This is a genomic window from Amycolatopsis sp. NPDC051716 (assembly GCF_040681595.1).
GTDB lineage: Bacteria > Actinomycetota > Actinomycetes > Mycobacteriales > Pseudonocardiaceae > Amycolatopsis.
In genome coordinates, this window is the sequence record NZ_JBFAZA010000017.1 from 75413 (window position 1) to 89873 (window position 14461).

The following is a 14461-nucleotide window of genomic DNA, read 5'->3' on the forward strand; positions in this document are numbered from 1 at the left end:
CTTCGTGCTCCTCAGAACGGGTAGTTCGCGATGTCCGCGCGGACGGTCAGCCACTGCGTCTCGGTGAAGGCCTCGATGTTGGCCTTCGCCCCGCCGAAGCGGGAGCCGTTGCCGGAGTCGCCGACGCCGCCGAAGGGCGCGGTCGGTTCGTCGCCGACGGTCTGCTCGTTGATGTGCACCTTGCCCGAGCGGACCTCCTCGGCCAGCGTCATCGCGGTGCCGACGTCGCCGAGGATCCCGACCGACAGGCCGTATTCGGAGTCGTTGACCAGCCGGGCGGCCTCGTCGAGGTCGCGGTAGGCGCGCACCGGCGCCACCGGGCCGAAGATCTCCTCGCGCCAGGCCGGGCTCGCGTCGTCGAGTCCGAAGAGGACGGTCGGTGGGTAGAACGGCGCGTCGGGCTTCCCACCCGCCAGAACCCGCGCGCCGGCCGCGACACTGCGGTCGACCACGTCGGTGACGTGCGCGAGCTGACGGTCGTCGATGATCGGGCCGAGCGCGACGTCGCTCTCGGCCGGGTTCCCCACCGGAAGCCGCCGGGCCTTCTCCGCGAGGGCTTCGACGTAGTCGTCCACCTGGGACTCGTGGACGAGGTGGCGGCCGGTCGTCATGCAGATCTGGCCCTGGTGCAGGAACGAGCCGAACGCGCCGGCGGAGGCCGCCTTGGCGACGTCGGCGCCCGGCAGCACGACGAGCGCGTTGTTGCCGCCCAGCTCCAGGTGCACGCGCTTGAGCGAACGCGCGGCGGCTTCGCCGACCTTCCGCCCGGCCGCGGTCGAGCCGGTGAACGACACCACCGAGACCTCCGGCGCGTCGACCACCGCGGCGCCGACGCCCGTGTCCCCGGGCAGCAGGTGCAGCAGGCCTTCGGGCAGCCCGGCCTCCTCGAAGACGCGCAGGATGCTCACGCCGCCGGACACCGCGGTCCGCAGGTCCGGCTTGAGCAGCACGGCGTTGCCGAGCGCGAGCGCGGGCGCGACCGAGCGGATGGCCAGGATCAGCGGGAAGTTGAACGGCGAGATCACCGAAACCACCCCGGCCGGCACCCGCCGGGCCAGCGACCAGCGCGGTTCGCCGGTGCTCAGCACCTCGCCGAGCGGGTGGGTGGGCAGGGCCGCGGCCTCGAAGCAGATCCCGGCCGCCATCTCCGTCTCGATCCCGGCCTTGGGCCGCGTCGAGCCGGCTTCGCGGACGATCCAGTCCTGCACCTCGGCGGCGTGCGCCTCCCACAGGTCACCGGCGCGGCGCAGCACGGCGGCGCGTTCGGCGGGCTTGCGCCGGGCCCAGTCGCGCTGGGCCTTCGCGGCCGCCGCGGCGGCTTCCGCGACGTCGTCCGGCGTCGCGATGCCCACGCGGCCCAGGGTTTTCCCGGTGGCCGGTTCGACGACCGGGTGGGTCCCGCCGCTACCGCCGGCGAATTCTCTTGCGAGCAGGGTCATGATCACTCCGGTGTGGTCGGTTCGGTGTCGACCTGGATCAGCCGCGGGCCGTCCGGGGTCGTCTTGAGGTGGGCGCGCAAGTCGTCTTCGTCGCCGGCAGTGGTGGCTTCGACGCCGTATCCGGCCGCGATGGCCGTGAAGTCGAGCCCGGGGATCTCCGTGCCGGGCACGTCCGGCGTCCCGAGCAGCTCGCCGAACCAGCGCAGGGCGCCGTAGACGCCGTTGCGCAGGATCACGAAGGTGACCGGCACGCGGTAGTGCGCGGCGCTCCACAACGCCGTGATGCCGTAGTTGGCCGAGCCGTCGCCGATGACGCCGACGACCGGGCGATCCGGGCTGCCCATCGCGACGCCGACGGCGGCGGGCAGGCCGAAGCCGAGCCCGCCGGCGGCCGGGAAGAAGTACGAGCCTTCGCGGCGCAGGTCCATCTGCCGCCACCAGGCCGAGTTCGTCGACGTCGACTCGACGACGTAGCGCGTGTCGCCCGCCTGGGTGTCGCGTAGCGCGGCGAACACCTGCTCGGGGTGCAGCGCTTTCGCGCCGGTCTTGGGCTCCGGGGTCTCGACGTAGCCGCCTGTCGTGCCCCGGGCGGGGACTTTCGCCAGCAGTGCCTCGATCACCGGCGCGGGGTCGGCGACCAGCGCTTCGCCCATCGGCGCGCGGGCCGCGGCGCCGAAGTCGTCGGTGACCTGGATCAGCCGGGTGCCCTCCGGCAAGTACGTGCCGGGCACGTGCTGGTGGTAGCGGAAGACCGGCGCGCCGAGCACCAGCACGAGGTCGTGGCCGGTCAGCGCGGCCGATACCGGCGCGATGCCGGCGGGCAGCACGCCCCGGAAGAGCCGGTGCCGATTGGGGAAGGGCAGCCGGTGCGGCGACGGCGCCACCCAGGTCGCCACGTCGAGGTGCTCGGCGAGGGCGACGGCCCGGTCGAACAGCCCGGTGGCGTCGATGTCGCCGCCCAGGACCAGCGCCGGGTTCCGCGCCGCGGCGACGGCCGTGACGAGGGCGTCGAGCTGGCCTTCGCTCGGGGAGAGCCCTCGCTGGACCTGCCGGTCGAGCGTCGCGGTCTCCGCCAGCTCCACGGCCCAGTCGTCGTAGGGCACCGAGAGGTAGCTCGGGCGCCGGTGCAGCTCGGCCTCGAACACCGCCTGGGCGAGCGAGCGCGGCACGTCCGCGGCGCAGCTCGGCTCGCCCGACCAGGCGACCAGGGGGCGCATCAGCTGCGTCGCGTCGACGTTGGCGAGCATCGCCTCCAGCCCGATCGCCGTCCGGACCTGCTGGCCGGCGGTGAGCACCAGGGGAGTGCGGGAGTAGACGGCGTTGGTGAGCGCCCCCATCGCGTTGCCGGAGCCGGCGGCGGCGTGCAGGTTGACCAGCACCGGGCGGCCGGTCGCCTGGGCGTAGCCGTCGGCCATCCCGACGACGGCGCCTTCGTGCAGGCCGAGGACGTAGCGGAAGTGCTCCGGCAGCTCGGCGAGGAACGGCAGCTCGTTGGAACCGGGGTTGCCGAAGACGGTGGTCAGGCCACGGCGGTCCAGGAACTCGTGGGCGAGCCGGCGGGCGGTGGGCATGGGCGGGGCCTCCTCGAAGTCGGACCGACCCTATGGAGCTGCTCGCCTGTGTTCCAATAAATGTTGCCTCGGTACTTCATAGAGGGGATCGATGATGCCGGACTTCGACCTGAACCTGGTGCGCACGTTCGTGCTGCTGTACGAGACCCGCAGCGTGACCGCCACGGCCGAGTCCCTGCACGTCACGCAGCCGACGATCAGCTACAGCCTGCAGAAGCTGCGGCGCCGGTTCGCCGACGAGCTGTTCCGCCGCACCGGTGGCGGCCTGGTCCCGACGACGACGGCCCGCGCGCTGTACGAGCCCCTGCACAGCGCGCTGTCCGAGATCGAGACGGCGGTGAGCGGCGCGAAGGCGTTCTCGCCGTCGACGGCCCGGACGGCGTTCACGCTGTGCCTGTCGGATCTGGGGGAGATCTCGCTGCTGCCACGGCTGATGGCGGCGCTGCCGGCCCGCGCTCCCGGGGTGACGCTGACGGTCCGGCCCCTGGACGTCGACCGCGCGGCCGACCAGCTCGGCCGCGGCGAGATCGACGCGTTCATCGCGTCCTCGCTGATCAGCTCCCAGCGGGTCGCCCGGATCCCGCTGTTTTCCGAGGGCTACCTGGGCATGGTGGCGCGCGACCACCCGCGTCTGGGTGCGACGGTGTCGTCCGGCGAGCTGGCGGCGGAGCGCCACGTGACGGTGTTCGGCCCGACCGGCCACGACGGCCCCCGCCGCGCGCTGGAGGCGTGCGGCCTGCTCGACCGCGTGGTGCTGGAGGTGACCCGGTTCGCGGCGCTGCCGTACCTCGTGCAGGACGGCGAGCTGGTGGCGATGGTCCCGCGGCTGGTGGCGGAGATGTTCGCGGCCGAGCACCGGGTCCGGCTGTTCGAGCTGCCGATGGAGGTCGAGCCGGCCCAGGTGTCGGTGTACACGCGGCACACGCACGCCCGCAGCCCGGCCCAGCACTGGCTGGTGGGCTTCATGCGCGAGGTGCTGGGTTAGTTCGTGGCGCAGCGGGCGCCGTCGAGGGTGAAGCCGACGGGCGTGGGGTTGCCGTGGTCGAAGGCGCCGTTGAAGCCGATGTCGACGGTCGCGCCGGGGGCGAGGGTCAGGTTGTAGGAAACCGCTTTCATGGTGACCCGCGAGCCGCTCTGCGAGTAGTCGCCGTTCCAGCTGTGGGTGACCCGCTGGCCGGCGGTGAAGTTCCAGGTGGCGGACCAGGGCGAGAGCGTCTGGTTCCCGGTGTTGGTGACGGCGACCCCGGCGGTGAACCCGTTGTTCCACTGGTCGGTGACGGCGTAGTGGACGGTGCACGAGGCAACCGGAGCGGGCGGGGCGGCCACCTGCGCCTGACTGGTGGCGGCGGTGGTCTTGGGCGCAGTCGTGGTAGGAGACGCGGAGGTCGAGACCTGCCGCAGGACGGTGGGCACCGGCGTGGCGCTCGGCGTCGTGCTGGCCACGATCCGCGGAGTGGTGGCGGGAGCCAGCGGATCACCAGCCAAAGCGGCTTGCCGCCCAGGCGAGCTCTCCGAGGTGACGGCGATGATCACCAGGCTCCCGACGACGACAACGGCCCCACAGACGGCAGAGACCCACCGAATCCGCCGCCCGGCACGCTGCTGAGCGGCGGCGGCCTCCCGCGCCCGCTGCTCGAGCCGTTCCCGGTACCCGTCACCGGTGTCATCCTCACGGACCCGCGCGAGGGGCTCGGAGGCATCCAGCGCCCGAGGCATGGCCCCGGTTTCCCGCAGCAGCTCATCAACGGAAATCTCATCATCAGACCGCCAACCGGCGCGCGCCATACCGGAACCTCCAGGTCCTGAGGGCGCTCGAACGCGCTGGCTTGCCCGGCGAATCCTAGGAAGCAGAACCGGTCTTGTAAACCGTATGAGCAACAGCGTTACGCAGGAAGCGACCAGGTGCGGCGGCGCCTGGATCGATGCAGAGCCACAGAACCGGCCGATGATGCCAGACCCGGTCCGGACGTGGACCCGGACCCCCCTGAACGAGGGGGCGGGGTGGCCGTATACTCTTTTCTCAGCAGGTCCGAGTGGCGGAATGGCAGACGCGCTAGCTTGAGGTGCTAGTGCCCTTAACGGGCGTGGGGGTTCAAGTCCCCCCTCGGACACTTACCATAACCCCAACTGTGCGGATCGAGATTGGTCTCGATCCGCACTTGTCGTTTGCCGGGGTGGTAGGTCGCGTGCAGCTGGAGCTGCCGGTACACCTCCGCCTTCCGTTCGGCGTCGGCCGTGGCCAGCATCTTCCGGATGTCTCCCAGCCGCTCGACGAGGTCGCCGATCTGCTCTTTGCTCAGCCGCTGCCGTTGGGGTCGCGCGACGATGCGTGCCTTCGCTTCGGCGCGGCGGGCTTGGGTCTCGGTGATCCATCCGGCAACTAGTGCGGCGTCAGCGCCGGCTTCGAGGGCTGCGCGGTGGCGTCCGAGCGCTCGGTCGCATTCCTCGATCGTCTTGGTGGCGGCCGCTGCGCCGGGGTCGATGTCGAGTTCTGGCTGGGCTTCATAGAGGTTGTCGATGGTCTCTGTGAGTCGGTGGGGTGCGAAGCAGGTGCTGAGCCATCTGTCGAGCGGGCCGAGCAGGTCGCGTTCGGCGAGGTAGACGTTACGGGGATGCTCGGTTTTGTTCGCCAGTCCGTACTCGTTGGGGTAGCGGCAGCGGTAGAGGAGCTGGTCGCGGCTCTTCTGGCCCTGCATGCGACGGCCGCAGATGCCGCAGTGAAGCAGCCCTCGCAGGACGTAGCGATGCTGAGTTCGGGTGCGTTCGCGGGTTGTGCGGCCGGCGCCTTTGGCGGCGGTGATCTCCTGGGCGCGCTGGAAGGTCTCGACGTCGATGATCGGCTCGTGGACGATTTCCTCGGAGAAGATCCACTTGTCGCGGGTGTTCCAGCGCATCTTGGTTTCGTGGCCGAGGCCGACGTCTTCGACGTCGATGAGGACTTCGTCTTTGCGTTGCTTGTTCCAGACCTGGCGACCGGTGTAGCGGGGGTTGGTGAGGATGACACTGACTGCGCCTTTGGCCCAGGCGACGCCGGTGCGGTGGCGGTTGCGGGCGGGGTCGTTGCTCGAGGGGGAGAGGATGCCGTCGCGGGTGAGTGCCTCGGCGATGGCGAACTTCCCGCGCCCACCAATGTATTCAGCAAAGATGCGCTGCACGACTGGCGCGGTATCAGGGTCGGGTTCGAGGCGGTGCAACCGTTTGCCTTCAGTAGCTTTGGCCGGGTTGGGGTGAGGGCCGGCGTCGGCGAGGCGGTAGCCGTAGGGCGGCCGGCCGCCGAGGAAGCGGCCTTCGACGGAGGCTTGGGCGGCCATGGCGGCGCGGACGCGGATCTTGATCCGGTTGCGTTCGCCCTTGCTCATCCCGCCGAAGACCGACATCACGAGATCGTGGGCTTCGGATTCCGGCTCGATCGCGCCACCGACCTCGGGCACCCACAGTCCGACGCCGTAGTGGACAAGGACGGGGAAGGTCAGGCCGTACTGGTTGCCGTAGAACGCGCGTTGAGGTTCGCCGATGACGACGGCGTCGAACCCGCGGTCCGGGTTGCGCATCGCCGCCAGCAGCCGGGTTGCCTCGGGGCGGCGTTTCCAGGGAATCGAGCGGGACTGGCCGATGTCGAAGAATTCGGCGACGATCTCCCCGTGCTTGTCGACCAGCGCCTTCGCGCGGGCCAGCTGCCAGTTCCGAGATGCTTCGGGGTCTTGCTGGTCTTCGGTGGAGACCCGGCCGTAGAACGCGAACCGCATGATCAGGCCGCCTTGTCCGCGTCAAGCAGCAGCCGCAGCAGCGCGCTGGCAGCGCCGTGCGACAACTGCGGCGGGGATGCCGGCAGTAACACTGTCGGCGCGCTTACGTCGCGCCGACGATCAGGTCGAGGCCGACTTCCGGCGGTGTCCTGGCGCGTAGCCGGTCGTGAACGGCGCGGCGCTCGGCTTGGTCGCGCAGAGGTGTTCGGAGGAGTCGTCATGTCCGCCCCAGGCTTGGTCGGTGTGCACGGATCGTCCACGACACCGTCGTAGCGGCCAGAGTGGAAGTACCTGCTCAGGTCGACTTTGACAGCGCGCGTCTCGACGACCAACTCCGCTCGAGAAGAGGAAAGGAGACACCACGACACCAAGTTGTAAAGATCGTCTGATTCGACAGTAGGTCGTGGCGCGTGAGGTATCGGCGGCCAGGTTTCGGTGTTCGTTCGGTGTCGGGGTTCGGTTCGCGGCGTGATGCTATGGCCTATGCCGCCGGGTTGGAGGTGGATCGGCGTCGGCGGGTGTGGATCGATCCGGCCGACAGCGCGGTGACGGTGGCGGAGTGGACAGGGCGGTGGTTCCGGTCGCTGGATCTCGATCGGCGGACGATCGAGAGCTATCGGAGTCGGCTGCGGTGTCATGTCTTGCCGAAGTTCGGGGACCTGTCGTTGGGTGCGATCACGGCGTTGGGGGTGACCGAGTGGGCTCGGGAGCTGGAGCGGGATGGGTACGCCCCGTCGACGGTGAGCTCGCAGCTGAACCTGCTGTCGATGCTGCTGACCGACGCCGCCGATGAGCGGCTGATCCCGTTCAATCCGGTGCGTCGACGGCGGCGCAGGGGCCGGCGATCACGGCGGGCCGTGGCGGAGCGGGTCTGGGCTACTCCGGAGCAGGTGGTGCGGATCGCTGCGCAGGCCGGTCTGCTCGGTGGGCCGATCGCGCGGCTGCTGATCATCACGGCGGCCTGGACCGGTTGCCGGTGGGGCGAGCTGGCCGGCTTGCATCGGGACAACGTCGATCTCCGACGCGGGGTGATCGTGATCGATCCGTTGGTGGGGGCGTTGCATGAGTCGGGGTCGATGCGGTGGCTGGGTCCGCCGAAGACGCGGGCCTCCGCGCGGACGATCGCGCTGCCGCCGTTCCTGACGGAGTTGCTGCGTGAGCATCTCGCGCGGCACGGGTATGAGTTCGTGTTCACGACGCCGAGCGGGACATGGTTGTGGCGTTCGACGTTCCTGCGACGTGTCTTCCGCCCCGCCGTCGACGGCAGCGACGCGTCCGGGACGAAGGCGGGCTGTGCAGCGGTCCGACCGGGGTTGACGTTCCACGGGTTGCGGCATAGCCACAAGACCTGGCTGATCGCGGGCGGTGCGCCGGAGATCCCGCAGGCCCGCAGGCTCGGTCACCACCTGGACAACCGGGTGATCGAGACCTACTCCCACGTCGCGCCGGAGGTCGAGCAGCGGTTGCTCGACGATCTCGAGCGCCGCTGGCACACGGCGACACCACTACCGCCGACACCGTCACCGGGTGTGGTCGACGGTGGGCGGGTGGCGCCGGTTGTCCCCCTCTTCGCCACGGTGGGGGTCACCCGCCGGACGAGCCGGGGAGCAGCAGGAACACCGCGCCGGCGTCGGATCAGCGGTGGGGCGGTGCTCCAGTTCTGCCCCAGCAGGAGCACAAGATCACGCCGCCAGCTGATCACCGAAGATCGAACCCGGAATGCAGAAAACCCCTCCGACCAGCCAGGAAGGCTGAAACGAAGGGGTTTCCTACGATGTGGAGATTAGGGGACTTACTCGAACATAAAAGACCAGGTCAGAGCCTTGGAAGAGCTCCGCGAGAAGCTCCCCGGGCTCGACACACCCGAGCCGCCGTCGATGAAGCGCGACCGCCCCGGCCGCGCCCGGCAACTCGCTGCCGAGCAAGTCGAGCAGTTGATCGCCGACTACCGGTCCGGCGCGACGGTGTACGAACTCGGTGACCGGTTCGGCATCGAGCGGCGAACAGTCAGCAACATCCTCCATCGGCATGGCGTAGAGATGCGCCGCCGCGGCCTCTCGCCTGAGCAGGTCGACGACGCCATCCACCTCTACAAGCTCGGCTGGTCCCTGGCGCGAGTCGGCGATCACTTCGGCGTCAACCACACAACCGTGCTCAACAAGCTGCGCGAGCGCGGTATCCCCACCCGAGATAGCCACGGGCGTCCACGCGTCGGAGCAGGGGGTGCCCGATGACGCGGCATGCGGCAGAACTGGCCACTCGGTCAGGTGTGGAAGTGACCGTCGTCAAGGCTGTCAGCGTGATCATGGGCACCGTAGTGGGCCTCACCTTCATGTTCGGGTTCGGCAACGTGCTCAACCTCGCTCTTCGATTGGGGGTGCCGGCCTGGGTGGCTCCACTCGTCGCACCGGCAGTCGACTTATCCATCCTCGGACTGCTGCTCGGCACCCGGCACCTTGCGCTGGCCGGCGCTACCGAAGAAGTGCTGCGACCGGCGCGCCGGCTACTGATCTTCGCGAGTGTGGTCACGTTGGCGTTGAACGTTGCGGACCCGCTCGTTGCCGGCGAGTACGGCAAGGCGGCCTTCGATGCCGTCGGACCTCTTCTCTTGATCGGCTGGGCCGAGGTTGGACCAGGCTTCTTGCAGGCGATCGGCGCGACCCACCCGCCAGAACCAGCGTCCGGCGGCGGCGTCGTCACCGTCGAGCACCAAGGCGCCGAAACCGAGAATTTGGGCGATGTTTCGGCTCGGCCGGAGGGCGAGAGAAAGGATCTGAGCCCGTCGGAGCTTGATCGACGGGCGACGCGCAGGCGTCCTCTGGAGGAGCTTCTGGAACGGGCGCGGCAGGAGGACGCGGCTCATCGGGCTGCCCACCAGAAGCCGATCTCCGCTGACACCCTTCGTGTTCGGCTGGAGATTGGCTCCGCCACAGCGCGACGGCTCGTCAAGATCGTTCGCGCCAAGTTCAAAACGAATGGTGCGTCCGATCCCGAAGCCGAGGAACACACGCGTGAGGTCCAGAACGCCGCTGCGACCGTGGCTGCATGAGAGAATCGTCACTTGAGCCAGGTCAGCTCCGCCTGTACCCGGCGTGTCGGATGGTGGTGAGCGCGTGACCGTAGGCGACGGGAAGCCTGATCTGTACCGGGCGTTCCAACGGGGGCGCCTCGCTGTCGACCGACACGTGTCGAAGGTGCTCCAGGTTGAGGACATGTGGGCAGAGGAGACGGCGACGGACATCCTGCTCGCAGAAGCAGCGCCCGACGTCCGGTACTGGAAATTCACCAAGCAGCAGGAGAGCACCGTTGGCGCTGACTGGTTGTGGTGGTGGATCGACACATCCGGGGCCAGCTTCGGGCTGCTGACCCAGGCCAAGGTCCTGAAACGCCGCGGCGTCGGGTGGCACGTCGACTTCGGATACCGCCGTAGAAAAACCGAGCCTACGCAGATTGACAGGCTCCTCGCCTCGTCCAGGGAGTTCAACGTCCCGGCTGCACACGTCCTGTACTGCGGTACGCCTGCGTACCGCAGTGGTCTCGACTGCGGCCTGACACACCCCGAAGGCGCCAACTGCCGTGACCGTGACCGAGCCGGGGTCTCCATTGTTCCCAGCATCGTTCCGCACTACCTCATGCCGCGAGTAGGCGACACCCTCGCGGCTGAGGCGTTCCATTGGGCGTTGCCGCTTGAGGACGTCGCTGACCCCAACCACCCCCAGCCGCCGTTGCATCCCTTGGCAGAGGTTCATCCGGACGTCGCCGAGTTCATGCGCCGTCCGCAGGTCGGCGCCCGGCGACTCGCCAAGGTCATGCTGGAAGCGGCCCACACGATCCGCCTGGGTCAGTATTCTGCCGCGCTCTCCGACGAAGCGGACACCGTCGACGACGCAGTGTTCAGCCATCTCCCGACGGACCGTGGACACTTCGGCGTGCCCTACCTGGCGCACGTCCTCGGTGGCTTGCGGCATCGCCCTCCCGACTACGTCCACGACCTGCTCGCGGGCAGGACGCCCGCAAGCTGGGTTACCGAGAAGCTCGCCGGCATCGTCGTCGTCCGTGATCAGGAGCCGGTTGAGCAGGGCGTCGCCGTAGCGCGAGAGCGCACCAGCGCGGCGGCCGGTCGCGGGCTCACACTCGTTCACCCGCAGGACGAAGAGCGCGCGGACCAGGATTTTGATCCTCGCAAGGCTACTGGCTGACACACGAGATCGCCTGGCCGGCTACGGCTGCAGCTGGGCGTTGTCGAGGCGGCGATGGACCATCGACAGCGTCGTCAGCAACTCCAGCAACTCGTCGTCGGTGACGGTGCGATTCAGGCGTGGATCGTGCGCCACAGGATTGCGGAACATTCCGGAGAGACCCTTGATCAGGTTGGCGCAGCCGGTTTGCTCGTCCCTGTCGGTATGACTGGCCAAGGTGTTGATGGCCAGCCGCGGGATGCCTGACCGGCCCAGCGCAAGGGCGGCGTCGACGAGAGCGGCACCATCGCCGGTGAGACGGTCCGGGAACGGAGCTTGTCGAAGACGCTCTTCGTGGCCTCCAGCATGGCGTGGAAGGCGTTCTTCTGGAGCAGTTCGGTGGTGCAGTAGCGCAGAACGTCCGGATGCGTGCCGCGGCGGCGAAGCTCTGCGCGCAGGTTGTTGGCGTGCTGAGCGGCCTCGCTCAAGGTGGACGCCAGCGGTCCTCGCTGGATCTGCCCCTTGTCGTTGACCCGGAGTCCCTCGTAGACCAGCACCTCGTTGAGAGCGTCCTGGCGCAGCGTCCGGAGGCTCGGTTCGTTCCGATAACGCACCGGAGCCATAGACCGGGTGATGAAGGCGATCACGCAGTTGGACGCGCGGTCGTTTTGCTGCTTGGACAGCAGGGCGTAGCGAAGCCGCACTCGTTTGGTGTCGCGTTCCAGGGGGTCGGGGATGTTCAGCTCGGCGAGCAGTTGACCGATCTGGGAGGCGGTTAGGCCGGTATTGGTGTCACCCAGAACGTCGGCGACACCTTCGACGACCTGCGCGTCCCAGGGCGGATGGAGCTGCCCCACTGGTTCTTCCCTTCATCAACGGCATGTTGCCGGCGCCATGGTCTCCTGGACGGTCAGGGCTTGCGCGGCGCCACGCCCCATTTCTGGATGAAGGATTTGCCGTTGAGACCCCAGGTCGCCAGCTGGGCACTGATCTTGTCGGCGTCCTGGTAGGCGTTGTCGGCTGCCAGGGCTGCGGCGTACTTGCTGACGGCTTCGCGGAGCTTCGCGAGCTTGGCGAAGGTGATCACTCGGGCCCCAGGTCGGGCGGAGGATTGCTTGTGCAGCACGTTGGTGTTGTGGATGAGGACCGGGGTCGCGCTGGAGGTGTGGTCGTACTTCTCGTCGAACCAGTCCATCGAGTGCGACAGCTGCTCGGCATCGTGACGCCAGATCGCGTCCGTCGTGCTGCCGCTCTTGCACTCGATGACCAGATATGTCAGCTCGCCCAGGGACCACAACACGTCCGGCCCTTCTCCAGTGTCGCGCTCAGGTCGTTGTGCGCCAAACCCGAGGTGAAGGCCCAGGTCGTGCATGGCCTGCTCGAAGTTCGGCACGCTGGCCGGGTCCGGGTCCGGTGTGAGGTCGTCAAGGACTGCTGCGACGCCGACGATCAGGTCGTTCCCGTTGTCGTAGCGCGCGGTCAGGTAGTCCGCGGCCTGCCGGGCCTGGTCGGAGATGCTGTTCAAGCGGTGGTATTCGACGCCGTCGCGCGGACGCAACACCGCCTTATTGTCGGTCTGCGCGGACTTCTGCATCTGGAGCGCGGCGGCCGGGTCCACCAAGTGCAGATAGCCGGCGGCCCGCTGCTTGAGCCAGCCCTCGTGCCGCCGATCGCCGCGGGCAGCAGTGATCGCCTCGCGCATTTTCGCGTGAGCGTCCCGGTAGCGGCCGAGCTCAGCCAAGCGGAACGCCTCCCGTTCGGCCACGGCAACGGGCGAGATAGTGCTGGTAGCCGGGTAGGTGACGCCGTCAAGGACGTCACGGCTGGCCGTGACCCACTCGGGATCTCGGTCCAGGCACTGGTCGATCACGTTGCCGAGTTCACTGAACGGCATCCCGTGGAGCATGTCGGCGACCTGTCCAGACAGGGTCAGCTGGGCTCGGGTGGCCGGGCTGAACTTGGCTGCGCCGCCGGCCTTGTGCAGGCGTTGGGTGAGTTTCGAGCCGAGCAGCAGCACCACGCAGTGGTCGTCGTTGGACCGCACGCCGCGGCCCATACCTTGTTCGATCCTCTGGATCTGCCGGGTGATCATCGCGTCGCTCTCGTCCAGCGCGAGGGCTTCGATGCGGTCCAAGGCGCTGTATGCCTCGGGCAGCCCATCGAGGGCAAGGATGCGGCAGGCGTCGCCGGGAAGGTCGATGCCGTCATACTTGTTGATCAACACCACGAGGCCGACGTGTCCGTCCCGCAGCGCGCGGACGCCGTCGTGGATGGTCTTGCTGTCGTGCTCGGCGTCGGCGACGTCGCGCCAGAACGCGGCTCGGCGGCGGGACGGCACGATGACCACGACGTTGTGCTGCTCGGCCTGCTCGACCAGGAAGTCGCGTACTTCCTCGTCGGTCGTACCGGGGTGGGTTTCCAGCGGGGTCAGGATCATGCGGTCGCCGAGATCGTCCGCGGTCTGCGGGGTGATCGGCGTGGCGATCGTGGCCGGCGCGGCGTCGAAGTGCGTCACCAGGACGCTGTCGTCGGCCAGGGTCGCGGTCAGGTAGATCCGGCGCTGGGCGGCGGCCAGGCTGGGGATCCGGTCGATTGGCGGGCATGGGGGCTTGATCTCGATCTCGTCATAGCTGATCGCTACGTCGCACAGCTGCAGAACCTCGTGGATGAGAGGCCACACGAACTTGAACTCGTCGCTCGCGCGGTGCGAGTGCAGGGCGTTGAGGACCTTCTCGTGACGGTCAGCCCAGGCCCAGTACGGGATGCGCAGCGCGACACCGGGGACGTCTTCAGCCAGGTCTCGAAGCGCCGAGGGCGACTGATCCCGCAGCGCATCATCGAACAGGTTGGCCAGTGCGTTGTAGGCCGCGTGGCCGCGGGGGATGGTCAGCGTGAACTGGTCTTCCAGGGTCGCCAGGCAGGCGTGCGTGTCGTCGACCAGCACTGAGCCCATCTCGATGTGCTGCCGGGTGTCGCCCACGACGCCGAACACGGACAAGCCGTTGATCACTTTGTGCACGTATGTAACGAGGATGGCCTTCCCGGTTTGGAAGCGACCTGAGCGGGGATCGTCGGTTGTCTCGATGCCCAGGGCCTTGGCTTCGACCCGGACCTGGTCGGCGAGGTAGATGTCGGGGGTGATGTAGACGGCCGGACCGGCCCCCTCGTTGAGGCAACTCTTAAGCATCATCAGCCCCACGACCGTCTTTCCGCCGCCGGTGTTCATCTTGACCAGCAGGTCGGATTCGGTGCGCCGCTCGTGCCAGCGGTCCCACACCTGCGTCTGCACGTCCCACGGTCGGGCGTACTTCGGGTCGCGCGCTGGCAGCGCGGCGAAGATGCGCCGCGGTTCGGTGGCGGAGTCCACGACCGATCGCTTGGTCAACTTGCCGAAGTCGAGTCCCGCCATCATCAGCCCCCTGCGCGGTCGCGCACGTCGGTGTCCGTGTTGTCCTGGTCGTCATCGTTCCGGCCAGCGTTTCTACCGAGCACCCTCAGTACCCATTCGGGTGTACTTCAGCGGGAGG

General features: G+C 68.5%; 10 protein-coding genes, 1 tRNA gene and 1 pseudogene. 6 read left to right on the plus strand and 6 right to left on the minus strand.

The genetic code is table 11. The features are described from left to right. Positions 1 to 11: 11 nt before the first annotated feature. A complete protein-coding gene (locus tag AB0M30_RS23940) occupies positions 12 to 1439 on the minus strand; it encodes a benzaldehyde dehydrogenase (protein WP_364587275.1) in 1428 nt (475 codons plus the stop codon). A 2-nt stretch (positions 1440 to 1441) separates the two neighbouring features. Further along, entirely contained in the window at positions 1442 to 3010 is a 1569-nt protein-coding gene (gene mdlC / locus AB0M30_RS23945) for a benzoylformate decarboxylase (protein ID WP_364587278.1), read from the minus strand. A 94-nt stretch (positions 3011 to 3104) separates the two neighbouring features. On the opposite strand from mdlC, the gene AB0M30_RS23950 reads away from it, so the two are divergent. Continuing rightward, on the plus strand, positions 3105 to 3995 hold the full coding sequence (locus tag AB0M30_RS23950) for a LysR family transcriptional regulator (RefSeq protein ID WP_364587281.1): 891 nt from the start codon (positions 3105 to 3107) through the stop codon (positions 3993 to 3995). On the opposite strand, the gene AB0M30_RS23955 is transcribed toward AB0M30_RS23950, so the two are convergent. Continuing rightward, positions 3992 to 4543: a cellulose-binding domain-containing protein gene (locus tag AB0M30_RS23955; RefSeq protein ID WP_364587284.1), complete on the minus strand. Its 552-nt coding sequence runs from the start codon at positions 4541 to 4543 to the stop codon at positions 3992 to 3994. The two genes, AB0M30_RS23950 and AB0M30_RS23955, sit on opposite strands and share 4 nt — an antisense overlap. A 494-nt stretch (positions 4544 to 5037) precedes the next feature. Here AB0M30_RS23955 and AB0M30_RS23960 point away from each other — a divergent pair. Further along, a tRNA-Leu gene (locus AB0M30_RS23960) sits at positions 5038 to 5121 on the plus strand. Here AB0M30_RS23960 and AB0M30_RS23965 read toward each other — a convergent pair. Next, positions 5086 to 6756, minus strand: a complete 1671-nt coding sequence (locus tag AB0M30_RS23965; protein WP_364587286.1) for a recombinase family protein — start codon at positions 6754 to 6756, stop codon at positions 5086 to 5088. The two genes, AB0M30_RS23960 and AB0M30_RS23965, sit on opposite strands and share 36 nt — an antisense overlap. A 476-nt stretch (positions 6757 to 7232) precedes the next feature. Between AB0M30_RS23965 and AB0M30_RS23970 the strand changes: the two genes are divergently transcribed. The 4 genes from AB0M30_RS23970 (at position 7233) to AB0M30_RS23985 (ending at position 10955) form a co-directional block, all read left to right on the plus strand. Then, positions 7233 to 8543 (plus strand): tyrosine-type recombinase/integrase, encoded by a 1311-nt coding sequence (locus AB0M30_RS23970; RefSeq protein WP_364587289.1) that lies wholly within the window; start codon positions 7233 to 7235, stop codon positions 8541 to 8543. Positions 8544 to 8579: 36 nt separating this feature from the next. Next, positions 8580 to 8990 carry a hypothetical protein gene (locus AB0M30_RS23975; protein WP_364587292.1) on the plus strand — a complete coding sequence of 137 codons (411 nt, stop codon included), beginning with the start codon at positions 8580 to 8582 and terminating at the stop codon, positions 8988 to 8990. Further along, positions 8987 to 9805 carry a hypothetical protein gene (locus AB0M30_RS23980; RefSeq protein ID WP_364587295.1) on the plus strand — a complete coding sequence of 273 codons (819 nt, stop codon included), beginning with the start codon at positions 8987 to 8989 and terminating at the stop codon, positions 9803 to 9805. The genes AB0M30_RS23975 and AB0M30_RS23980 overlap by 4 nt, the downstream gene beginning before the upstream one ends. Positions 9806 to 9869: 64 nt before the next feature. Beyond that, the gene (locus AB0M30_RS23985) at positions 9870 to 10955 is read left to right on the plus strand and encodes a hypothetical protein (protein WP_364587298.1); all 1086 of its coding nucleotides are present in this window, start codon (positions 9870 to 9872) and stop codon (positions 10953 to 10955) included. Between the two features lie 21 nt (positions 10956 to 10976). On the opposite strand, the pseudogene AB0M30_RS23990 reads toward AB0M30_RS23985, so the two are convergent. Together AB0M30_RS23990 and AB0M30_RS23995 are read right to left on the minus strand one after the other, a co-directional pair. Next, positions 10977 to 11557 (minus strand): annotated as a pseudogene (locus AB0M30_RS23990) (TIGR02391 family protein). Positions 11558 to 11844: 287 nt separating this feature from the next. After that, the gene (locus AB0M30_RS23995) at positions 11845 to 14343 is read right to left on the minus strand and encodes a DEAD/DEAH box helicase (protein WP_364587301.1); all 2499 of its coding nucleotides are present in this window, start codon (positions 14341 to 14343) and stop codon (positions 11845 to 11847) included. Positions 14344 to 14461: the final 118 nt, after the last annotated feature.